The organism is Corallococcus sp. CA053C (assembly GCF_003611675.1).
Classification (GTDB): domain Bacteria; phylum Myxococcota; class Myxococcia; order Myxococcales; family Myxococcaceae; genus Corallococcus.
The window spans coordinates 1-21,340 of the sequence record NZ_RAWA01000133.1 but is presented as its reverse complement, the minus strand read 5'-3'; the positions used below and the strand labels follow the sequence as shown (position 1 = coordinate 21,340).

Genomic DNA, 21,340 nt, shown 5'->3' with positions numbered 1-21,340 from the left:
GCCCCCCACCCTTCAGCGCCGCACTCGGCCGCGCCGCGCTCGGCAGCGGTGTGTCGCAGCAGCCGCAGGGGCCCCGCCCCCTCTGGACGCACCTCTCGAAGGGGCTCTCTTGTCCGTCCGCTCACGAGCGGGACTGCACAAAGGGCGTCTATCGGTCCTATGCTCACGACGCGCCAGCTGAGCCTCACCGACGACGGCCGTGTCTTCCATGAGCACTGCCTGCAAGTCCTGGCGGCCCTGGACGACGCGGAGGTCAGCGTCGGGCAGCGCACGGGCGCGCCCCGGGGCGTGCTGCGGCTCACCCTGCCTGGCTCATTCGGCAGACTGCATGTCCTTCCCTTGCTGCGGGACTACCTGCGGACCTGGCCCGAGGTGCAGACGGAGGTGAGCGTCGCGGATATCATCGAGGAGGGGTACGACCTGGCCGTGCGCATCAATGCGTCCAGCACCGATACGCGCCTGGCCTCGCGGGTCGTGGCGCAATCCCCGGTGTTCGTCTGCGCCGCGCCCTCCTATCTCAAGGCGCGCGGCGAACCCGCCACGCTGGAGGAGCTCGCGACGCATGAGTGTCTGCTCTTCAGCAGCCGGACGCGACGACAGCACTGACGGCTGCGCGAGAAGGGCGGCGCCCCGGTGAAGGTGGAGGGACGAAGCCGCCTGCGGCTCGACAGCGGCGAGGCGATCCGGGACGCGGCCGTCGCGGGCCTGGGCATCGCCTGTCTTCCCGGCTTCCTGGTCGACGAAGACCTGGCGAGTGGATGCCTCAAGGCGCTGCTGCCGTCTTGCGAGACGGAGCTCTTCCCGATCATGGCGATCTACCCGAGCAAGCATCACCTGCCGGCGAAGGTGCGGCGCTTCATCGACCTGAGGGTCGGGCAATGGCGTGCGAATCCGCCAGCACCGGGCTGAAGCGGCCCCCATCGCACGCGGACACGATAAGGCCCCGCCTCCCCGGGGACGCCGGAGAAGCGGGGCCGGGGGCTCGGCGTCAGTCCAGGAGGTTCGCCAGGCCCGCGTACGTGTTGGGGCCAGGGATGCCGTCGATGGGCCCGGCGTAGCCGCCCCGGTTCGCCAGGGATTGGAGCACCTTGTAGGTGTTCGTTCCGGGGACTCCGTCGATGGGGCCCGTGTACCCGGCGCCGCTCAGGAAGGTCTGGAGGCCGCGCCACGAGTTCGCGCCCATCGCTCCATCGGAGGGGCCCATGTACCCGCCCAGGCGCGCCACCCGCTGGAGCGCCGCGTACGACTGGGTGCCCATGACTCCGTCGAGGGGGCCCGTGTAGCCGAAGCCCCGCAGCACGGTCTGCACGCCCACCCAGGACTGGGTGCCCATGACTCCGTCGAGGGGGCCCGTGTAGCCGCCCTTCGCGGCGAAGCGCTGGAGCGCCGCGTACGACTGTTTGCCCATGACGCCATCCACGGGCCCTGAATAGGCATAGCCACCGAGGACCTGCTGGACGCCCTTCCACGTGTTCGTGCCGGGGACGCCATCCACCGCGCCGGTATAACCGCCCGCGCTGGCAATCCGTTGCAGCGTCATGCCCTGGGCCTGGGTGACGGACGGCACGGGGCCGGAGGACCCATCCAGGTATGCCTGGATGCCATTGTAGGTGTTGGGCCCGGGGATGCCATCGATGGGGCCCGAGTAGCCACCGTCCTGGGCCAGCAACTGCAATCCCTTGTAGGTGTTGAGGCCTGGAACGCCGTCAACGGGTCCCGCGTAATACCCCAGCTCACGCAGGGCCTTCTGGACGCCCGTCCAGGTCTGGGCCCCCGGAACGCCATCGAGGGGGCCGGTGTAGCCGCCCCGGCGCGCCAGCTGCTGCAGGAGGGTCCCCTGTTGGACGGTGATGACGGGGGATCCTCCGCCGCCAGCGCTCCCGCCGGGGATGGCCGTCGGCGGAGGCGGAGTCGCGCCCAGCGGGGGCTGGGCCAGTCCGGCGAACGCGGACAGCTTCGCGACGTTCAGGTCGAGCGGAATCCCGTTCTGGTTACCGGACGACGTGTACTGGTGGATCTCCCACGTGGGCCAGGCCGTCCCCACGGACGGGTTGCCCGGCGTGCCCGTGTAGTGGGCAATCCAGAGCTTCGAGCCCACGGCCTGCGTCTGGGGCCACGTGTTGGCCTTGAGCAGGCTCGAGTACGTGTACAGGAAGGGAGCCTTGCCCAGCCGCGTCTTGACCGCCTGCATGAAGCTCGCGGTCATGGAGTCGTTCCAGAAGATGCCGTCGTCGATGGCCTCGTTGTCGAGCACGAGCAGGTCGCCGGGGCGGTGGTCATACAGGTGGTCCGCGAAGTACTGGGCGTCACCGGCGGGGTTGTACGAGCCCGCCATCCAGTAGTGCCCCACGAGGAGTCCGGCCGCGCGGGCCCGCGCGACCTGCTGGGCGTAGTAGGGCGCGACGTAGAGGGGTGACACATTGGAACCGCCGGCCTTGACGATCGCGAACTGGTAGCCGGCGCTGCGGATGGCATTGAAGTCCAGGTCCCGCTGCGTCGTGCCGACATCAATCCCATACACGCCGCTCATCCCGGACGGGGGAGGCGTCCCGGGGTCCTGGCCCAGCCAGGTGTTGAGCCCCGCGTAGGTGTACTGCCCCGGGAAGCCATCCACGGGGCCCGTGTACCCGCCGAGCTGCGCGAGCCGCTGGAGTCCCTTCCAGGTGTTCTCACCCGGAACGCCGTCGATGGGGCCGGAGTAGAAGCCCTTGCCGCCAAGGACCGTCTGGATGCCCTTCCACGTGTTGACCCCGGGCACGCCGTCCACCGCGCCCGTGTAGCCGCCGCGCTGGGCCACGCGCTGGAGGATCTTCCCTTCGTCGATGCTGATCTGGATTCCCCCGGAACCTCCGCCGCTGCCGGTGCCTCCGCCGCTGCCGGTGCCGAGCACGTTGCGGATGAGCGGCGCGGGGTCGCTGACGTTCTCTCCGAAGGCGCAGTTGTTCGTGGTGCCGCGGGTCATGTGGAGATGGGGCCCGGTCCACGCCGAGCCATGGGCATCTCCAGAGCCCGCCACGTACGCGATGATGTCGCCCTGTTGGACGGAGTCGCCCACCGCGAAGCGAGTCCGGATGACGTGGGCGTACCCGGAGAAGTCGCCCGGCGCGGACTCCACGGCGAGGGTGTGTCCCACGATGGAGGAGTACTGGACGCGGCGGACGACGCCCGAGCGGAGCGCGGGGATGGCCTGGCCCGCGCTCGCATAGAGGTCGAGCCCCCGGTGGCCCAAGGGGCCGTAGTAGGGGCCCGTGACGCCGAAGCGGGTCCCCCAGCGAGACTCCGCGTAGAAGGCCTGCACGTTGGCCGGTGCAAGGGCCTGCGCTTGCTGGACCCCGTCGGCGGGGCTCCCGGAGCCCTCTGGCTCCATGCCTCCGCAGGCGGTCAGGACGACGAGGCCCCACAGCATCGTCATGGGGGTTGAGATGAGGCGTTGGATGAAGCTCCCTGGACGGGCTCTGCGATGCATGGGGCTCCCTGGAGGCGTAAACTGGATTTTCTAGCCTGGCCTTTTTATCTCACTTGGGTCACCGATGCGGACCGTTCAATCAACGTCCAGACGCCGCCTCACGTCGGCCGCTCTTGTCCGTCCGCTCACGAGCACGACAGCACAAAGGGCGTCTCTCGGTCCTATGCTCCGTCGCCGACCTGATGTGGCGCGCGCGCAGGGCGTAGGTGCGGCTCAGGCGTCCCGGCCGTTGTAGGGGAAGGGCTGGAGCGTGGACAGGTCCACGCCGTCCACGCAGCGCAGGTTGACGGCGAACATCGCCTTGCCGTCCGGGCCCTTGCCGGTGGCGTAGGACTCCACGCCGCAGGTGGGGCAGTGCAGGTGGTTGATGACCTTCTTGTTGAACTGGTAGGACTTCACGTGGTCCGCGCCGGAGAGGGACTTGAACTGCTCCGGCGAGACGAACGTCAGCACCACGCCCAGCTTGTGGCAGATGGAACAGTTGCAGCTCACCACCTGCGCCAGGTCCGTGGTCGCCTCGTAGCGGACCTGTCCACAGTGGCAGCCACCCGTATACGTCTTCATCTCCGCCATGGTGCTTTCTCCGGTGCTGCGTGAAGCCCGGGCCGGAGCATGCGCTCCGCCCACCCGGTGCGTGTGACGCGCATCAACGAACGGAGGCGGCGGGGACCGCAAGCGCGCAGGTTCCTCCCGGCGCGCTTGCGGCGGTGCGTCACGTCAGTCCGCGTACGTCGTCACGGAGACCATGCGCACGAAGCGGCGGTCCGTGCTCACCGCGGCGATGGCGAAGCCCTGCGTGTAGCCCGGCGCGCCGCACCCGCGGCAGCTCCAGCCCGTGGTGTAGAGCCGGTTGCTGTTGCGCGAGATCGCCGTGATGTAGGCCACCGCGCCCTCCACCTCGTCCACGTTGTAGGAGACAGCGCTGAGCCGCGAGATGAGCTCCCGCACGGTGATGGGCTCGAAGATGCTGGCCTGCGGACCGAAGGCCATGCTGAAGGCCTCGCCCAGCGTCTGCTGGTTGGCGACGCCCTGGCCGTTGGGGATGTAGCCCTCGTAGATGCGCGCGGAAGACAGCGAGCCGGTGGCGCCAAACAGCGACGCGGGCGTCTGGGCGACTTGATTCAGGTACAGCGGGGCGCCCGTGATGGCCGCGTCGTTCACCTCGTGGAAGTCCGCGTAGTACTTCGCCGCGGTGCCCGTCAGCGACTGCTGGAACGGCGTGTCGTTGAGGCGGGTGGCGAGATAGGCGCGCTCGGCACTGTCCACGCCCTCGGGGCTGCCGGTGTCGTTGAGGAACGCGTCCAGCGCGGTCCTGATCTCCGAGCGGAGGATGGTCGTGCCGCCGGGGCTGCTGGGGCCCTTCGCGGTGGTGATGCTCGCCTCGAAGGCGGGGATGCTGGTGGACGTGGCGAACGCGGCCGGAGCGGTGAGCAGGGCCAGCGCGCCCACGAGCGACGTCATCGACAGGGTCTTCATGGGAACCTCTTCATTCGCGGCCCGTGTCACGGGCGCGCGGTCAGGGGGGAACCTCGAACGAGGCGGTGGCGAGTACCACGCGGCCCTGACACGGCCCGCGTGAGGTTCCGGTGACGCGCGCGCCCGTGACACGCCCGTGATGGAGCGTGTCGCGAGGCTGGAAACTTTCACGGTGCGGGCCGCGCGGCGGTGCGTCGCATCAGTCGTTCCCGTAGTCCGCCGTCCACACGGAGACCATGCGCACGAAGCGGCGGTCCGTGCTCACCGCGGCGATGACGTAGCCCCGCGTGTTCCACGGCGAAAAGCTGCACCGGCGGCAGGTCCAGTCCGCGACGTAGAGCCGGTTGCTGTTGCGCGAAATCTGGGTGATGTACGCCACGGCGCCCTCCACCTCGTCCACGGTGGGGGTGCTGCCCTTGACGGGGGTGCCGAGCCTCTCGATGAGCTCCTTCACGGTGATGGGCTGGAAGGTGCCGGCCGGCGGCTCGAAGTAGGTGGTGAACGCGGTGCCCAGCGTGGTCTGGTTGGCGATGCCCTGGCCGTTGGGGATGTAGCCCTCCCGGATGTCCGCGTTGGACGCCAGCGGGCCCGTGGCGCCAAACAGCGACGCGGCGGTGTTGGCGACGGAGCCCTGGTACAGCGGGTAGCTCGTGAAGGTGGCGTCGTTCAGCTCGTGGAAGTCCGCGTAGTACTTCGCCGCGGTGCCCGTCAGCGACTGCTGGAACGGCGTGTCGTTGAGGCGGGTGGTGAGGTAGGCGCGCTCGGCGCTGTCCACGCCCGTGGGGCCGCCGGTGTCGTAGATGAACGCCTCCAGCGCGGGCTTGAGCTCCGAGCGCAGGAGGGTCGTGCCGCCGGGGCTGTTGGGGCCCTGCGCCGCGGAGATGCTCGCCTCGAAGGCGGGGATGCTGGTGGTGGACGAGGCGAACGCCGCCGGAGCGGCGAACAGGGCCAGACCGCTCAGCAGCGACGTCATCGGCAGGGTCTTCATGGGGACCTCTTCATTCGCGGCCCGTGTCACGGGCGCGCGTTCAAGGGGGAGCACCGCGAACGACGCGGTGTCCAGTACCACGCTCCCCTGACTCAGCTCGCGCGAGGTTCCGGTGACGCGCGCGCTCGTGACACGCCCGTGAAGGAACCCATCCCGACCTGCATCCCTCGACCTGGGCCGCCCTCGAGGACTCAGGTGTGCTTCAGAGCACCGAGCACGGGCTCATCCAGGACTTCTACGGCCAGCAACGCGCCAGGCGCAGCCAGGTCCCCTTCATGAATCACATCCATGAAGGACTGGCCGTCATGCTCCGCACCCAGATCGATGGGATCATGTCCCAGACGTTTCCGCGCGTGGTAGATCCCACCGGTACGACTTCGGGGAGGACGTCATGACGGGAGCCATCAGCCTGGAAGCCTTGGCGGAGTACATCCGGGACGCGTTCAAGGACGTGCACATGGATGCCACCACACCGGATCTCTTCTTCTTCGCAGGGGACGAGCGGAAGTCCCCCTTCGCGACCATCGTCACCCGGGACACCGAACACGACCACCACTCGGAGCTGGACCGCGACGACGTGTTCCGGCTGAACCTGTGCGTGGGGAAGGACAGCTTCCAGAAGCTGTTCCCGGAGCCCGACCCGGACGTGGACTTCACGGCCCTGGACGTGCTCCTACCGCATCCGACCTACGCGCGCATGTTCTGGCTGAGCGTGCTCAATCCCAGCCACGAGACGTTCCGGATGCTGCGCCCCTATCTCCGCGAGGCCTACGACCTCCAGCCGAAGCGGACCGCCCGGAGCTGAGCGCCAGTACAGCCACCAGCTCCTATCCTGAGGACACCTGCGTGGCGATGCTGCACTTCGCACTGGGCATCATCACTGGGTTCCACTCGCGCCTACCGGAATAGACTCTAAATCCGTATGACTTCCAATACTCGAGCAGACCCGATGACTCGGGCCCCAGCATGCATCGGAATTTCCATCCCCTGAGCCAGGTGCCGCCAGGATTCAGACAGAAGCGGCTCAATGACTGCTTCCTCCTCCTGTCCCGGCACAAGCGGTCCTGTGCCTTCCAATGTGACAAAACCACCATCCAATGCCATCTGACCATCGGATGCTCGGCTTCCGATGTTCCAGGTTGGCCTGAATTCTTTTCCCAGCGGCCCCTGGGTGCCGCCCTCGTCAGGCGTCAAGAGCCTGACCACTGCACGGATGAGCAAACGCTCTCGCATGGCACTCTCCTGTTCGTCACGTTTCGGGGGCAGTCTCACTCATGCCCGGACAGAAGGGGCGGCCCCTCGCCCGGACGTGGGCATCCTGGCGGCGGGCGCGCTCGCGTTGGTGGCGACCGGCTGTAGCGGCGGCGCGCACTCCCAGTCCAGCAGCGCACCGGGGTATGAGCTTGCCCGGGTTCGGAGGACGAGGAAGGCGGCAGCTTGTACCTCGCGGTGGCACGGGCTTCACGAGGTCCACCGCAGCGCCAGCGTGCACATCCGGGGCTCGGGCGCCGAGGCGGAGGTGGTGACGTCCGTGGAACCCACGGCGGAGCTGCCCGTCTTCATCAGCTTCCCGGGCGACGTCTTCAACCCGAAGGCCGGGGACGTGCTGGGGCTGATGCCGAAGCCGGGCGACGAGTTCCCCGCCTTCCTCGCGTAGACGTCGCCCTTGGGGCCGGCCTGCACGTGCGGCCCAGCGCCTCCCTCTCAACAAAGATGCGCCACCTGCCGAAAGCCGTATAGAGCGCCCTGCATGAACAAAATGAACACCCCCTCCTGGGGCAGGCGGGTGGTCCTCGTGCTCGCCCTCGCGACGACGAGCCGTAGCGGAACGGCGCGAGCCCAGGCCAGCAACACACCTGTGTCCTGGCGCAGGCGCCGTGCACCCCCAAGGACTCCACGGTGAGTTGCTGCGTGAAGACGCACCCGACGGCGCCGGAGCGCTGTGGCGCGACGAAGCTGGAGGCGGCGGAAATCCTCTTCGCTGGCAGGGTGGCCATGGAGTTGGCCAGGCCGGACCTGCCGGAGTGGAAGCGGGTGTGCATGGAAACCTACGTGAAGTGCCAAGAAGAAGACTGGTTGGGGCACTGTTACGATTGCTTCAGGTACTGCGAGGGGCAGAAGGGCGAGTGGCCGCGGAACAAGTGCCGACGCCAGCAGGGAGACAACTGAACGTGGCAGAGGACATCGACTGGGAGTGGGTGCGCGAGTTGGCTGCTCGCGTCGAGGCAGGAGAAGCGTTGGTGCTCACCCCAGACGTACGGGGACTCCTGCTTCGCTCGGCGCACCAGGTCGCGATCGCCGAGTCGGACGCGCAGGTGGCTGTCCACGACGAGGCAACCGCCACTGCGCTGCTGCGCGAAGTGCGCGCGCGAATCCGTGAAGGTTCCCTGCGGCTGGGGCTCACGGAGATGAGGGCACGGGACCTCGCACGGGCCGGAGACACGGCCGGCGCACGGAAGCTCCTCGAGGACCTGCTCGCGGTGGAGGTCGTGCCTCTCTACCTGGAGGAGGCGAAGCTGGCGCTGGCGGAGCTGGACTGACGTGGCGCTCATTCACACTGCGCGCAGAGCACCCGCCGCCGCTTTCGGAGGTGGCCGCCGCCAAACAACGACGCGCCCCTGCCGCTGCCACGCTCCATTCTCGCGAAGGCGGTGACGGAGGGCGACGGCAACGACGTGTACCTCGCGATGGACGCCCTCCACGAAGTCCATCAGGGAGACATCGTGCGGATCCAAGGGCAGGAGCCGGACGCGCGGGCCGAGGTGCGGTCCGTGGAGCCCACGTTCAAGTCCCCCATGCTCGTCGTCGCACAGGGCGAGTTCGACGTGAAGCCCGGGGACCTGCCGGAGGTGGTGCCTGTGCCGGGCGACGAGCTGCCTGCCTTCCTCGCGCAAGCGGCGATGGGGGCAATTCCTTCACTGGCAGTGCCAATAGGGAATGCCCCGTCCCCGGGGATTACGACCGACGTCGTGTGAATCAGGTAGACGACCGTATACCCAAATTGAACCTGCAGCCCCGCTCTGCCGCGCCGCGCTCGGCAGCGGTGGGTCCGTTCACCTGTCGCAGGGGCCCCACCCCCTCGGGACGGACCTCTCCAAGGGGCGCTCTGGTCCGTCCGCTCACGCGCGGGACAGCACAATGGGCGTCTATCGCTCCGATGCTCAGGTCGTCCCACGTGCCCTACCCGTCAGGGCACGCCCGCTCCTGTGACTTCACTTGCCGCACTGGCCGCGCTATCACGTTTTGCCGTGATAGCCGTCCGCCCCCTGCAGCGCGCCGCGAGCGCGACCCTCGTCCTCGCCCTCGTAGGCTGCGGCTCGGCCACCACTGGCACCGTCGGCAGCCCTGCGTCCGCGAAGTGGGTGAGCCCGACCATGCCCAGCCCGGATGGCGGCCAGGTGCGCACCACCATCTACTACGGGCCCTGGCAGTGCAGCGTCGCGTTCATGTCCCGGTGCGAGGCGAAGTGCGCGGCACAGGGGTATGCCCTCAGGGGCTGCATCTGGCTGGCTGACTTCAAGGGCGACTGGCAGGGGCGCTTCATGCTCATGCCCGCAGCGGCTGGCGGGCGACTGGCCATCACCCACTGCTGCTGCGACTACCCCGCCGTCTCCAACGTCAAGCAGCAGCGGACGCAGTGGAACAACGCCCGTGCCTCGTTCCGGGAGTCGTGGGCAGAGGAGTTCGGCGCGTGGCCTTCGGGCAAGGACCCCTGGCCCGGGCACCACATCTTCGACCTCGCCCACGGCGGCCCCGCCACCGCGCCCGACAACATCCTTCCTGTCCCGGGGGACGTGCACGACGTCTTCAACCGGGAGTACCCGGCCTGCTACGCGCCAGGCGGGAAGTGGCTCACACCAGGCCCCGCGCGCCCCTACGTGGACTGAGGCCGGCGCAATGCCCGCGATCATGGACCGCCTGCTGGCGGAGATTTCCCAGAGCCACTTCCCGGAACCACCCGCTACGCCTGCGCAGCTCGCTGCCTTCGAGGCGCGTGTTGGCTGGGCCCTCGATGAGGACCTGCGCGCCTTCTACCTGCACTGCGACGGGGCGACGCTCTTCGCCCCGCGCGAGAAGGCGCCCAACTACCGAATCCTCCCCCTCGCTGAGGTCCAACGTGCTCGCATCAGGATGCGGCACCAGGACACCGACACCTACGGGGCCCCGTCCTGGTACACGCTCCTGTACCTCCAGGACGGCGACTACGTGCTCGTGGACATCGCGCAGCGCCTGGGTGGCCGGTACACCCTCCTCGACGCCTTCCACGAGACGTACCCTGCGGTGGAGCCTATCGCCGCGTCCTTCAGCGAGTTCCTGGAGAGGGCACTGGCCAGCGGGGACGCCTTCTTCTGGTTGAGCGGGAGCACACCGGAGGACTGAGCGGTGCCAGTTTCTCGCCCTCATTCGAGAGGGAAAACCGAAACCAGGTGTGGCTCAGGCGGCGCGGGCGACCGTGGACGCGGCCGCCTTCCAGGCCCCCCTCCCCAGCCTGCACATCTCCCCGTCACTGCTTGTCCTCCCTCAATCCGGGCGTGCACCCGGCTGGGAGGGCGTCTTCACCGGCAGCAGCGCCAGCACGCGCGCGAGCACGGCGACGCCCTCCTCGTACTCCGCTAGGTCGATGTGCTCGTTCGGCGTGTGGTCCAACGCCGCATCGCCAGGGCCGTAGGCCACGGTGGGCACGCTCCACGCGGAGGCCACGGTGTTCCAGTCGGACGTGCCTGTCTTCAGCCGTAGCGTGGGCTTCACGCCGCGCTCGCGGATGGCCTGTTTGAAGACGCGGGAGAGCGCGTCGTTGCCATTCGTGGACACCGCGTGCTTCTGGGCCACCGTGCGCACCGTCACCGTGGGCACGGTGCCCAGCGCCGCGAGCAGCGCCTGCGTGTCGGTGGACGGGCCGGTGCGGATGCTCACCGCCGCGGTGGCCCACTCCTCGGTCTCCGTCGCGCCGGTGTGAAAGGCATTGAGTGACGGCAGGTTCTGTTCGAACAGGGACGTGCGCTCGCGGTTCCAGTCGTCACACAGGCGCTTGAGAGCATTCCACGCGTCGATGACGTGCTCGGCGGCGGCGCGGTAGTCGCGGCTTGCCGTATGGCGGCGGCTGGCGCGGTGCTCCAGGTCCAGGCGCAGCAGGCCCTTGTAGCCAATCGTCACCGCGTGCGCGCCGCTGGGCTCGCCGTTGATGACGAAGTCCGGCGTGTAGCGCTCGCGCACGTGCAGGGCGCCCCGAGTGACGGCAACCTCCTCCTCCACACAGCCCAGCAGGAGGAACTGCTTCCCGGCGCGTTCGGCGTCGTCCAGCAGCTCCACCGCTTCGATGAACGCGCACAGCGGGCCCTTCGCGTCCACCGCGCCCCGGCCGTAGAGCTTCTGCCCCTCCAGCCGCACGGGCACCTCTCCGGGCACGGTGTCGATGTGGCCCAGGAACGCGATGACGGTGTCCCCGTCCCCGTAGCGCGCGACGGCGTTGCCCACCTCGTCGGTGTGCGCGCTCCAGCCGCGCGTGCCCAGCCGCTCCACGAGCGCTCCGGCGAAGGACGCCTCCTGGTGGCTGGGGCTGTACTGCTCCACCATCCACCGCAACAAGTCCACGCCCGGCTCACGCGCCCGCATCCGCCAAGGTCCTCTCGCGAAGGGTGAACTTCGTGCCGCCCGCCTCCTCCAGCGCGGAGAACACCGGCCGCGCCACGCGCGACGCGCTCACGTACGCCGTGGGCACCCCGCCCTCCAGCGCCCGGCGCACGGCCTCCAGTTTGTACCGCATGCGCCCGCCCGCCAGCGCCATGCAGCCCTGCACGTCGTCGCTCGCGCGCACCAGCGTGGCGGGGTCCTTCGGATCCGACAGCAACCCCGGCACGTTGGAGATGATGATCAGCGCCCGGGCGCCCACCGCCACGGCGAGGGCCGACGCCACGGCGTCCGCGTCCACGTTCACCAGCACGCCCTCTTCCGTCACCGCCGGAGGACACACCACGGGCACGTAGCCGCCCTCCAGCAGCGTGCCCAGGAGCGCCGTGTTCACGGAGGACACCTCGCCCGCCAGGTGCTCCCGGTCAATGCGCATCCGCCCGTCCCCCGTCTGCAACTTGAGGGGCGGCCTCCGGCGCGCGGTGAGCACGCGCCCGTCCGCGCCGCACAGCCCCAGCGCGGTGACGCCCTTCGCCAGCAGCGCGAGGACCACGGCCTTGTTCACCTCACCCACCCACGCCATGGTGAGCGCGCGCAGCGTGGGCGCGTAGGTGAGGCGCACGACGTTGCCGTTCGCGGTCGTCACCTCCGGCCGCTCCATGCCCAGCGCGCCCAGCAGCCGCTCTCCGGCGTCCGAGCCGCCGTTGACGACGATGACGCGCTCCCCGCGCCGGACGAGCTCCGCCACGTCCGTGCAGACGTTCTCCAGGTCCACGCCCGCCGCGCCGCCAATCTTCACGACGAGCGGGCGCCCAGAAGACGAAGACGAAGCGGTGGCCCCGGCGCTCATCCGATGACGCTCGCGCCACCATCCACCAGCTGCACCGTGCCGGTGATGAACGACGCCCGCTCGCTGGCGAGGAACACCGCCGCCGCGGCGAACTCCTCCGGCAGCCCCACGCGCTTGAGCGGGATGTGCGCGCCCATGTCGCGAAGCCCCGCCTCCACGTCGCCCGCCTTCCCCGCCGTGCGCTCCACCGGCGGCGTGCGCATGTAGCCCGGCGCCAGCACGTTGACGGTGATGCCGGCGTCGCCCAGCTCCTGCACCAGCGCGGCGGAGAAGCCGATGATGCCCATGCGCGAGAAGCCAGACAGCGCGAAGCGGGCCACCGGCCGGTGCACCGTCTCCGAGGTGATGAACAGCAGCCGTCCCCACCCGGCCTTCTTCAAGTGGGGCAGCGCCGCGAGCGCCAGGGAGATGGGCGGCAGCAGCACCGCGTCCGCCGCGCTCCGGTACGCGTCCACACCGAAGCTGGAGGCCGGCCCGGGAGGCGGCCCGCCGCTGTTGGTGACGACGATGTGCAGCGCGCCCAGCTTCGCGGCCACGTCCTCCACCCAGCGCCGGACGCTGGCGTCGTCCTTCACGTCCACGCGCGTCGCCAGCACGCGACCGCCCCGGGCCACGGCCTTCACGCGGGCCTCCGCCTGGGCCAGCCGGTCCGCGTCCCGCGCACCAATGGCCACGTGCGCGCCCTCCTTCGCCAGCTCCTCTGCTACGGCGAGCCCCAGCCCGCTGGAGCCTCCGGCGACGAGCGCGACCTTATGGGCGAGTCCCAGTTCCATGGGCGTCCTTCCTGGAGTTGGAGTCCGCGGCCGACGACGTCCCCACCGCGGGGGCGCGCAGCGTGCCGCTGAAGTACCCGTACTTCGCCATCAGGGGCCACGCGAGCGCCACGGTGAGCGCGCGCGCACCGGACGCCAGCTCCCCCTTCCACGCGTCGTCCTCGCCGCGCAGCAGCGTGGGCCCGCTGCGGAAGCGGTCCGGGTTGCCGGTGACGGTGTGGTTCTTCCCCAGCACCACCGTGCGGCCCTTCACCGGGTTGTGCTCGCGCGGCACGCCCACCAGGTCCAGCACCGTGTCCACGGTGCGGTCCGGCGCGGCGATGAAGTCCTCGTAGCGCAGGAAGAGCGACTGGCCGGGAAACCTGCGCGTCACCTCCTCCGACGCCGCGTTGAAGCCCACCCAGTACGCGGTGCTGCGCACGGCGGACATCGGGACGACGTACTGCTTCGTCTTCGTCCACGAGTGCGTCACCGCGCGAGGGTCGCGCACCAGGTGCAGGTACAGCGGCCGGATGCCCTCCACGCGCGGCAGCAGCGCCGCCTCGGACGGGAACTTGCCGCTGTCCACCAGCACCGTGCTCCCGGTGGCCCGGGCGATGGTGCGGTACGTGCGCGCGAGGAAGTCCGCGTGCGCCTGGAGCGCTTCAGAGTCTCCCGCCTCGTCCAGCACCCGCAGCGTGTGCCGGGTGCGCACGGCGGCCTGCTGACGGCGCACCACCGTGGCCGCGTGCTCCCGGGGCGTCATCCGCGCTGGCACGTCGGAGGTCAGCACCGTGTCCCAGATGCCGCACGCCACCAGCTGCTGGCCGCAGCCGCACAACGTATTGGAGCCGTTCCCGTAGGCGTTCTTCCACAGGAAGCTCAGCTCCCCCACATGGAAGCAGCCCGGCACCTCGTTGAGCACGTTGCCCAGGATGGTGCTGCCGCTGCGGCACCAGCCGGTGATGTAGAGGACCGTGAGCGGGGCGGACATCAGGTCAGCGACGCCACGAAGAAGTGGGTGGGCAGGTGCACCGCGAGCGTCGTGTAGACCTCGCCGTACGCCGCCAGCCCCTCGCGCGGGAAGATGCCCGGGGGCGCCTCCGCGAAGCGGATGACGGAGCGCTGGCTGTCATAGAGCGTCGCCGCAGCGGTGAAGTCCCCGACGATGATGGTGCCCGGGTTCACCATGCGCGTGCGGCACAGGCGGATGCCCATGCTCGCCAGGTCCGACAAGAGCGAGGACTGGCCCACGAGGTGCGCGTAGAAGTCCAGCGAGTTGATGACGATGCCGTCCGCCGAACCGCCCATCTGCTCCACCTGCGCGCAGGCGTTGAGCAGCGACGCCACGGCGTTCTTCTGCGCCGGCAGTCGCACGATGCCCGGCGTGTGCAGCAGGCCCCGCACGCCGTCGCCGCCCTTGCCGATGCAGAGCGCCTGGTTCTCCGCCGTGTTCAGCCGCACGAGCAGCCGGAAGTCGATGAACTGCGCCAGCGACTGCGGATCCTCCAGCAGGTTGCGCGGCACCTGGATCCACGCGCGCGTGGGCTTGAGGGCCTGGGTGTCCTGGTGGAACTCGAAGCCCGCCTCCGGGCGCAGCTCCACGTCCTCCACCGGCCCCGCGGCCTTCGTCTGCGGGTGCGTCTCGTACCAGAAGGGCACCGGGTCGCGCTCCGCCTTCGCGGTCTTGAACATGCCGCGCACGGCGATGCGCGGACGGCGCTTGAAGCCGGGGAACGCGTCGACAATGGAGTGGTCGTAGTCCACGTGGGCCTGCGTGCCGTGCTGCTGCACCGCGGCCGCGAAGGCCGCCCCGGGGGAGATGGACACGTCCGCCTTCATCTTGATGCTCATGGCGTGAGACTCCTCGCGACGCTGTGACGACGCTGTCTAGAGCGGATGCAGACCGCGGAAGCCCAGGCCTTCGGTCTCCGGGCGGCCCAGCATCAGGTTGAGCGCATGCACCGCCGTGCCGGCGGCGCCCTTCACCAGATTGTCGATGGCGGCATTCACCACGATGCGGCCCCGCTCCGCGTCCACGTCCACCGCCAGCTCGCAGTGGTTCGTGCCCAGGAGCGGCCCGGGCTCCGGGAACGGAGACAGGGAGGCATTGGGACGCAAGAGCCGCACGAAGGGCTTCTCGCGGTAGCGCGTGGCGATGGCGCGCACCACCTCCGCCTCGTCCACCGGCCGCGCCGCGAAGGCGTGCACCGTGGCCAGGATGCCGCGCACGCCCGGCACCGCCGTGGCGCTGAAGTGGATGGAGGGCTTCGCGCCGGTGACGCGCTCGACGATGCCCTCCAACTCCCCCGTGTGGCGGTGGCCCACCGGCTTGTAGCAGCGCAGCGCGTTCGCGCGCTCCGGGTGGTGCGAGGAGCGGTCCGGCGTCGAGCCACCACCGGACGAGCCCGTCTTCGCGTCCACCACCATCACGTCCGTGCGCACGAGCCCCGCGTGCACCAGCGGCAAGAGCGCCAGCAGGCCCGCGTGCGCCATGCACCCGGGCACCGCGACGTGGCGCGCGCCCGTGAGCGCGTCCCCCATCCACTCCGGAAGGCCGTAGACGAACGTTGGCACGTCCTCCGGGCGCGGGTGCTTGCCGTACCAGCGCGCGTGTCCCGCGGCGTCCAGGCGGAAGTCCGCGCTCAGGTCCACCACCCGCTCCGCCAGCCGACACACCTTCGGCCAGCGCGCGAGCAGCTCCCCCTGCGGCAGGCAGCTCACCAGCACGTCGCACGCCTCCAACGCGTCGTGCGGCGTGTAGCGCAGGGCGCCCAGGCCACGCAGGTGCGGGTGCGGGAAGTCCAGCCGCTTGCCGGCGAACTGGGTGGACGTGGCCTGCACCACCTCCACGGCCGGGTGCGCCAGCAGCAGGCGCAGCACCTCGCCGCCGGTGTAGCCCGCCGCGCCCAGCACCGCCACGCGCACGCTCATCGCCGGCCTCCGACGACGTACTCCGCGATGAGGTCCGGCAGGGGCACGCCCGTCTCGTCGATGCTGCGCGCGAACTCCACGCAGTGGTTGATCTCGTTGACGTAGACGTGGCCGTCGCGCGTCTCCAGCAGGTCCACCGCGACCATGTCCCCGCCCACCGCCTCCGCCGCGGCCTCCGCGAGCTTCGCGTGCAGCACCGGGACCTCGTAGCGCTCCGGGACGGCGCCGCGCGCGGTGTTGGTGATCCAATGCTCGGAGCGGCGGCGCAGGCCGCCCACCGCGCGGCCAATGACATAGACGCGCAGGTCATAGCCCGGCTTGTCCACGTACTCCTGCACCAGCGCGACGTGGTCCTGCGCGCCGCCGGTGCCGAAGCGCGTGGACAGCACGCCCTCCGCGGCGCTGCGCGAGTCCAGCTTCGCCACCATCCGCCCCCAGCTCCCCAGCACGGGCTTGGTGACCACCGGGTAGCCCCGGCGCTCAATCTCCTCCAGGCACGAGTCCTCGTCGAAGGCCACGAACGCCCACGGCATGGGCACACCCTTCGCGGCCAGCGCGGCGCACGTGAGGGCCTTGTCGCCGCAGAGCGAGATGGTCCGCGCGCTGTTGAGCACGCGCAGCCCCTTCATCTCCAGGAACGTGGCCAGGTAGCGCGCGCGCGTGAAGGACATGCTGCGCATCAGCACGGTGTCCGCCTCGGAGGGAGGCTGTCGGTCCATCGACAGCGCCATCCCCGAGTCCGACACCATGTTGACGGCGCAGTCGCGCCTGCGCAGCGCTTCGAGGAGGAGCTTCTCCTCGGTGCGCACGCGCGTATAGACGAGGTCGACCTTGCGCATGGCCTGGGGCTACTCCCCCCAGTCTTCCTCGACCTCGGGGGCCTCCTCCAGGCGAAGGGGGTTCACGCCCACGACCTCCAGCTCGGCGGAGCAGCCGTCGCAGGAGAGGACCTCACCCACCATGCGGTTCGCGGCGACCACTTGCTGCGAGCACAGCGGACACTGGTTCGCGACCACGGCATCCGTCGTCGGGTTCAGGTGGTTCTGGGCCTGCATGTCAGTCCCTCCTCGTTTCGGATCCCACGGCAAACACCGGGGTTCTTGGGAGCACTCCAAGGATGCGCTCGGCCACCTGCCCGCCCTCCAACCCATGGCCCCGCAGCAGCGCCTCGTGCGAGCCCGCCACCGCGTCGTACCGGTCCTGCAACCCCACCCGGAGCACGCGCCGGTTCAGGTCCAGCGCGCACACCGTCTCGCACACCGCGCTGCCCAGTCCGCCGAGCACGTTGTGCTCCTCCACGGTGACGAGCAGCCGCGTGCGCGACGCCGTCTCCCGCACCGCCTCCTCGTCCAGCGGCTTCAGCGTGTGCACGTTGAGCACGCGCGCGGACAGCCCCTGCGCCTCCAACAGCCGCGCGGCCTCCAGCGCCACCGACACGCCCACCTCGCCGTGCGCGAGCAGCCCCACGTCGTCGCCTTCGCGCAACAGGGCGGCGCGGCCCAGCTCGAAGGGCGGACGCGGCCCGTCCAGGCGGGTGACGCGGTTGCGGCCCAGCCGCAGGTACACCGGCCCGTCGTGCGCGAGCATCGCGCGGGTGGCGTGCACGGTCTCCAGGCCATCCGCGGGCGACACCACCGTGAGGTTGGGCATCGCGCGCAGCACGGCCAGGTCTTCGATGGCGTGGTGCGTGGGGCCGAAGAACGCGCCCGCCACGCCGCCGTAGTCGCACACCAGCTTCACGTTGGCGCGCGCATAGGCCAGGTTCAGCCGCACCTGCTCGCACGCGCGCATCACGCCGAACGCCGCGAAGCTGTGCGCGATGACGGTGTGCCCCACGTGCGCCAGGCCACACGCCATGTCCAGCATGGTGGCCTCGCAGATGCCCAGGTTGAAGTAGCGCTGGGGGTGCCGCGACTCGAAGGGGTCCCCGCCGCCGCCCAGGTCCGCCTCCAGGAAGACGACGCGCGCGTCCTCCTCCGCGAACCGCGCGGCCGCGTGCCGGAACACCAGCCGCGACGACAGCTCCGGGTGCGCCTGGAGCCACGCCTCCGGCGCCAGCGCCAGGTCCAGCTCCAACTTCACCGGGGGCATCACGGAGGCGCTCATGAGCCGTCCTCCCCCAGCGAGGCGAGCGCGCGGCGCAGGTGCTCCGGCGTGAACACCGCGTAGTGCGGACCCTTGCCCTTGAGCATCGGCACGCCCGCGCCCTTGCGCGTCCGGGCGACGATGGCGCGCGGACGGTCACCCACGACGGGCGCCTCCAGCGCGGCGCACAGGGCCGGCAGGTCGTGGCCGTCCACCTCCAGCGCCTGGAAGCCGAACGCGTCCAGCCTGGGCACCAGCGACTCCTGCGACAGGATGGCCTCGGTGGGCCCGTCGTTCTGGCCGCCGTTGCGGTCGATGATCAGCGTCAGCGCGGTGAGCTTGCGGTGGGACGCCACCTGGAGCGCTTCCCAGTTGGAGCCCTCGCCCATCTCCCCGTCGCCGCAGACGACGAAGGTGCGGTTGGGTTCGCCGCGCAGCCGGTGCCCCAGCGTCAGCCCCACGCCCAGCCCCAGGCCGTGGCCCAGGCTGCCGGTGGCGAACTCCACGCCCGGCACCGCCGCGTTCACGTGGCCGGTGAAGATGCTGCCGTCCGCGTTGTAGCCGCGCACCAGCGTCTCCACGTCCACGAAGCCGAACTCCGCCAGCGCCGCGTAGAGCCCCGCCGCCGCATGGCCCTTGGACAGGATGAGGTGGTCGCGCTCCGGCGCCCTGGGAGCGCGCGGATCCACGCGCATCACCCGCCCCAGCAGCGCGACGAGGATCTCCACCATCGACAGCGAGCCACCCAGGTGACAGCCGGACGGCGTCGCCGCCAGGCGCAGGATGGTCTGCCGGATGCGCCGCGCACGCCGGGGCAGCAGCGCGAAGCCCGCGTCCGACCCGGCGCCCGCGCCCCCGTCCGAGGAGCGGACAGGCGCCACGGAGCCGCTTCCGGCCGTGGGTTCATCAGGCGTTCGCGCGTCGCGCGCCGGCCCGGGTGTGGATGGATTCGCCGAGAGAGTCATGCCCGTTGCTTCGCTGGCGCCAGCCCCGTTTTCCGGCTGTTGTGAGGCACCCTAGGAAATCGCATCATGCGCCGTCAACGCGGATTTTCTTAAGATGTAGATGTACAAGAAAAAACCGCCTAGCCCGGTAATCTCGCGAAGTTGCACGCGCATCACGCTCGGCATTCCCGGACGTCAAGTCAACGGGAGGAGACCCTCAGATGGGACAGCGCTTCCATAACGCAGCGGCGGTGGTGAAGGGTGCGGAGTACCGCGGGAAGGGTTGGTGGCGCGACACCACCGTGGTTGACGATCTGCGTCGTTGCGTGGAAGCGCATCCGGACAAGACCGCGATCATCGCCGCACGGTATTTTTCCAAGGACGTCACGCGACTGACGTACGCGGAGCTGGCGCGCTTCATGGACCGGTTCGCGTTGGCGCTGCGGAATTTGGGCGTGGGGCGCGAGGACATCGTCGCGGTGCAGCTGCCCAACGGGTGGCACTTCACGGCGCTGGCGCTGGCGTGCGCGCGGCTGGGGGCCGTCATCGCGCCCATTCCGCCCGACTACCGGCGGCGCGAGGTGGAGTTCATCCTGGGGCGCACGGAGGCGGCGGTGTACGTGGGGCCCACGTCGTGGACGGGGCACTCGCACCGGGACATGGCGCGGGAGATGGCGGCGGTGCTGCCGTCGTTGCGTCACCGGGTGCTGCTGGGCAGCAACACCGACCTGCAAGCAGGCGAGCGGGACTTCGAGCGCCACTTCATCGAGCGGAAGTGGGAGGAGGAGGCGTCGCTGGAGGGCGTGGCGCCCGCGGGTCCGGACGACGTGTGCAACATCCTCTACACGTCCGGGACGACGGGAGAGCCCAAGGGCGTGGTGCATTCCCACAACACCAACTACGGCATCACGCGCGCGCTGTGCGACACGCTGGCCATCGACGGCACGGACGTGGTGGCGCTGCCATCGCTGCTGACGGCGTCCACGGGCTTCACGTACTCGTACCTGATGCCCATGCTGCTGGGGGCCACGGCCGTCTACATGGACGTGGGCGACCCGGAGCTGACGCTCAAGCTCTTCGAGGAGCACGGCGTCACGTTCACGTACGGCATTCCCACGTACCTGATGAACCTCATCGCGTTGCAGAAGAAGCGCCAGCGCAACACGTCCACGCTGCGGCAGATCGCCACGGGCTCCATCCCCGTGCCGCCGCACCTCATCGCGGCGGTGCGCGAGACGTTCGGCGTGCGGCTGCACACGCTGTGGGGCATGACGGAGAACGGCGCGGTCACTATCACGCGCCATGACGATCCGCCGGACTGGCCCAGCCAGAGCGACGGGCGGGCGGTGGCGTGGATGGAGACAAGGATTGTCCCGGCCATCGCGGAGGACGGCACGCCCTACCCGGACGGCACGGGGCGGCTGCTGGTGCGGGGCGCCAGCCAGTGCCTGGGCTACTTCAAGCGCGAGGACGTGTACTCGGCGGCGGTGGACGCGGACGGCTGGTTCGACACGGGCGACCTGGCGCGCGACGACGGGCGGGGCGGCATCCGCATCGTGGGGCGGCTCAAGGACGTCATCTTCCGATATGGGTACAAGATCCCCGTCGTTGAGGTGGAGTCCGCGCTGTACTCGCACCCGAAGGTGAAGGAGGTCGCGGTCGTCGCGCACTCGGACGACAAGATTGGCGGCGAGCGGGTGTGCGCGGTGGTGGTGGTGCGCGAAGGCGAAGCGCCGCCCACGCTCACGGAGCTGCGCGACCACCTCAAGCAGCAGGGCATGTCCAACCAGTACTGGCCGGACCGCCTGGACATCATCGACGAGATGCCCAAGACAGCCACCGGCAAGGTGCGTAAGTACCTGCTGCGGGAGCGGTTGAAGCCCGCGTGAGGAGAGGAACGGATTTGAGCCAGGGCACCGACGACGCATCCCTCACGGACATGGAGCGAAGGCTGGCCGGCTGGTGGCGGGAGCTGCTGGGCGTGGAGGTGGTGCGCCCGGAGGACCACTTCCTGGAGATTGGCGGCAACTCGCTGATGGCCACGCTCCTGTCCAACCGCATCGAGAGCGAGCTGGGCGTGGAGGTGTCCATGGTGGACCTGTTCAATACGCTCCGCGACGTGGCCGCGCTGTGTGAACAGCTGCGCGAGGAATTGAACGCCTGAGTCGCGCCGCCCTTGAGAGGCGGCCCCCACCCCTGCCCCGAGCGCGCCATGCC

At 69.9% G+C, this 21,340-nt stretch carries 24 protein-coding genes and 1 pseudogene; 10 read left to right on the top strand and 15 right to left on the bottom strand.

The features are described 5' to 3' along the window. The first annotated feature begins 159 nt into the window (after positions 1-159). A pseudogene (locus D7V97_RS19115) lies at positions 160-909 on the top strand (substrate binding domain-containing protein). A 79-nt stretch (positions 910-988) separates the two neighbouring features. Here the strand turns inward: D7V97_RS19115 and D7V97_RS19110 are convergent. The 4 genes from D7V97_RS19110 to D7V97_RS19095 form a co-directional block, all read right to left on the bottom strand. Continuing rightward, entirely contained in the window at positions 989-3,466 is a 2,478-nt protein-coding gene (locus D7V97_RS19110; protein ID WP_120612085.1) for a GH25 family lysozyme, read from the bottom strand. Between the two features lie 213 nt (positions 3,467-3,679). Further along, positions 3,680-4,039, bottom strand: a complete 360-nt coding sequence (locus tag D7V97_RS19105; RefSeq protein WP_120612084.1) for a GFA family protein — start codon at positions 4,037-4,039, stop codon at positions 3,680-3,682. Between the two features lie 144 nt (positions 4,040-4,183). Continuing rightward, on the bottom strand, positions 4,184-4,942 hold the full coding sequence (locus tag D7V97_RS19100; protein ID WP_120612083.1) for a hypothetical protein: 759 nt from the start codon (positions 4,940-4,942) through the stop codon (positions 4,184-4,186). A gap of 199 nt (positions 4,943-5,141) precedes the next feature. After that, positions 5,142-5,930 carry a hypothetical protein gene (locus D7V97_RS19095; RefSeq protein WP_120612082.1) on the bottom strand — a complete coding sequence of 263 codons (789 nt, stop codon included), beginning with the start codon at positions 5,928-5,930 and terminating at the stop codon, positions 5,142-5,144. Between the two features lie 391 nt (positions 5,931-6,321). On the opposite strand from D7V97_RS19095, the gene D7V97_RS19085 reads away from it, so the two are divergent. Continuing rightward, positions 6,322-6,735 carry a DUF6194 family protein gene (locus tag D7V97_RS19085; RefSeq protein ID WP_120612080.1) on the top strand — a complete coding sequence of 138 codons (414 nt, stop codon included), beginning with the start codon at positions 6,322-6,324 and terminating at the stop codon, positions 6,733-6,735. Positions 6,736-6,842: 107 nt separating this feature from the next. Here D7V97_RS19085 and D7V97_RS44165 read toward each other — a convergent pair whose 3' ends face one another. Continuing rightward, positions 6,843-7,163: a hypothetical protein gene (locus tag D7V97_RS44165; RefSeq protein WP_147444870.1), complete on the bottom strand. Its 321-nt coding sequence runs from the start codon at positions 7,161-7,163 to the stop codon at positions 6,843-6,845. Between the two features lie 253 nt (positions 7,164-7,416). Here D7V97_RS44165 and D7V97_RS44695 point away from each other — a divergent pair, with 253 nt between their 5' ends. The 6 genes from D7V97_RS44695 (at position 7,417) to D7V97_RS19060 (ending at position 10,310) form a co-directional block, all read left to right on the top strand. Continuing rightward, positions 7,417-7,587, top strand: coding sequence for a hypothetical protein (locus D7V97_RS44695; protein ID WP_158623399.1), 171 nt, complete (start codon positions 7,417-7,419; stop codon positions 7,585-7,587). Positions 7,588-7,841: 254 nt separating this feature from the next. Next, positions 7,842-8,099, top strand: coding sequence for a hypothetical protein (locus D7V97_RS19080; protein ID WP_233582973.1), 258 nt, complete (start codon positions 7,842-7,844; stop codon positions 8,097-8,099). A gap of 2 nt (positions 8,100-8,101) precedes the next feature. Continuing rightward, positions 8,102-8,470 carry a DUSAM domain-containing protein gene (locus D7V97_RS19075; RefSeq protein WP_120612079.1) on the top strand — a complete coding sequence of 123 codons (369 nt, stop codon included), beginning with the start codon at positions 8,102-8,104 and terminating at the stop codon, positions 8,468-8,470. Positions 8,471-8,581: 111 nt separating this feature from the next. Next, complete coding sequence (locus D7V97_RS19070; protein WP_120612078.1) at positions 8,582-8,905, top strand: hypothetical protein; 324 nt, start codon at positions 8,582-8,584, stop codon at positions 8,903-8,905. A 399-nt stretch (positions 8,906-9,304) separates the two neighbouring features. After that, positions 9,305-9,817: a hypothetical protein gene (locus tag D7V97_RS19065; RefSeq protein WP_233582971.1), complete on the top strand. Its 513-nt coding sequence runs from the start codon at positions 9,305-9,307 to the stop codon at positions 9,815-9,817. Between the two features lie 10 nt (positions 9,818-9,827). Then, positions 9,828-10,310 carry an SMI1/KNR4 family protein gene (locus D7V97_RS19060; protein ID WP_199728860.1) on the top strand — a complete coding sequence of 161 codons (483 nt, stop codon included), beginning with the start codon at positions 9,828-9,830 and terminating at the stop codon, positions 10,308-10,310. 141 nt (positions 10,311-10,451) lie between these two features. Here the strand turns inward: D7V97_RS19060 and D7V97_RS19055 are convergent, their stop codons facing one another. Genes D7V97_RS19055 through D7V97_RS19010 form a run of 10 tightly spaced genes read right to left on the bottom strand, consistent with a single transcriptional unit; the run spans position 10,452 to position 19,060 of the window. Next, on the bottom strand, positions 10,452-11,543 hold the full coding sequence (locus D7V97_RS19055) for a [LysW]-lysine hydrolase (protein WP_120612076.1): 1,092 nt from the start codon (positions 11,541-11,543) through the stop codon (positions 10,452-10,454). Continuing rightward, positions 11,530-12,408 (bottom strand): [LysW]-aminoadipate kinase, encoded by an 879-nt coding sequence (locus tag D7V97_RS19050; protein WP_120612075.1) that lies wholly within the window; start codon positions 12,406-12,408, stop codon positions 11,530-11,532. Before D7V97_RS19050 ends, D7V97_RS19055 begins: the two co-directional genes overlap by 14 nt. Beyond that, complete coding sequence (locus tag D7V97_RS19045; RefSeq protein WP_120612074.1) at positions 12,405-13,181, bottom strand: SDR family NAD(P)-dependent oxidoreductase; 777 nt, start codon at positions 13,179-13,181, stop codon at positions 12,405-12,407. Before D7V97_RS19045 ends, D7V97_RS19050 begins: the two co-directional genes overlap by 4 nt. Then, positions 13,159-14,154 (bottom strand): sulfotransferase, encoded by a 996-nt coding sequence (locus tag D7V97_RS19040; protein WP_120612073.1) that lies wholly within the window; start codon positions 14,152-14,154, stop codon positions 13,159-13,161. Before D7V97_RS19040 ends, D7V97_RS19045 begins: the two co-directional genes overlap by 23 nt. Further along, entirely contained in the window at positions 14,154-15,014 is an 861-nt protein-coding gene (locus D7V97_RS19035) for a family 3 encapsulin nanocompartment shell protein (protein WP_120612072.1), read from the bottom strand. The genes D7V97_RS19040 and D7V97_RS19035 overlap by 1 nt, the downstream gene beginning before the upstream one ends. 36 nt (positions 15,015-15,050) lie before the next feature. Then, a complete protein-coding gene (argC, locus tag D7V97_RS19030; RefSeq protein ID WP_120612071.1) occupies positions 15,051-16,094 on the bottom strand; it encodes an N-acetyl-gamma-glutamyl-phosphate reductase in 1,044 nt (347 codons plus the stop codon). Next, entirely contained in the window at positions 16,091-16,933 is an 843-nt protein-coding gene (locus tag D7V97_RS19025; RefSeq protein WP_120612070.1) for a RimK family alpha-L-glutamate ligase, read from the bottom strand. Before D7V97_RS19025 ends, argC begins: the two co-directional genes overlap by 4 nt. Before the next feature lie 9 nt (positions 16,934-16,942). Beyond that, complete coding sequence (lysW, locus tag D7V97_RS19020; protein ID WP_120612069.1) at positions 16,943-17,149, bottom strand: lysine biosynthesis protein LysW; 207 nt, start codon at positions 17,147-17,149, stop codon at positions 16,943-16,945. 1 nt (position 17,150) lies between these two features. After that, a complete protein-coding gene (locus D7V97_RS19015; RefSeq protein WP_120612068.1) occupies positions 17,151-18,200 on the bottom strand; it encodes a transketolase family protein in 1,050 nt (349 codons plus the stop codon). Beyond that, positions 18,197-19,060, bottom strand: a complete 864-nt coding sequence (locus D7V97_RS19010; RefSeq protein WP_199728859.1) for a 1-deoxy-D-xylulose-5-phosphate synthase N-terminal domain-containing protein — start codon at positions 19,058-19,060, stop codon at positions 18,197-18,199. Before D7V97_RS19010 ends, D7V97_RS19015 begins: the two co-directional genes overlap by 4 nt. A gap of 284 nt (positions 19,061-19,344) precedes the next feature. Here D7V97_RS19010 and D7V97_RS19005 point away from each other — a divergent pair, with 284 nt between their 5' ends. Together D7V97_RS19005 and D7V97_RS19000 are read left to right on the top strand one after the other, a co-directional pair. Continuing rightward, positions 19,345-21,012 carry an AMP-binding protein gene (locus tag D7V97_RS19005; RefSeq protein ID WP_120612066.1) on the top strand — a complete coding sequence of 556 codons (1,668 nt, stop codon included), beginning with the start codon at positions 19,345-19,347 and terminating at the stop codon, positions 21,010-21,012. A 14-nt stretch (positions 21,013-21,026) separates the two neighbouring features. Next, positions 21,027-21,287 carry a phosphopantetheine-binding protein gene (locus tag D7V97_RS19000; RefSeq protein WP_233582969.1) on the top strand — a complete coding sequence of 87 codons (261 nt, stop codon included), beginning with the start codon at positions 21,027-21,029 and terminating at the stop codon, positions 21,285-21,287. The last annotated feature ends 53 nt before the right edge of the window (positions 21,288-21,340 follow it).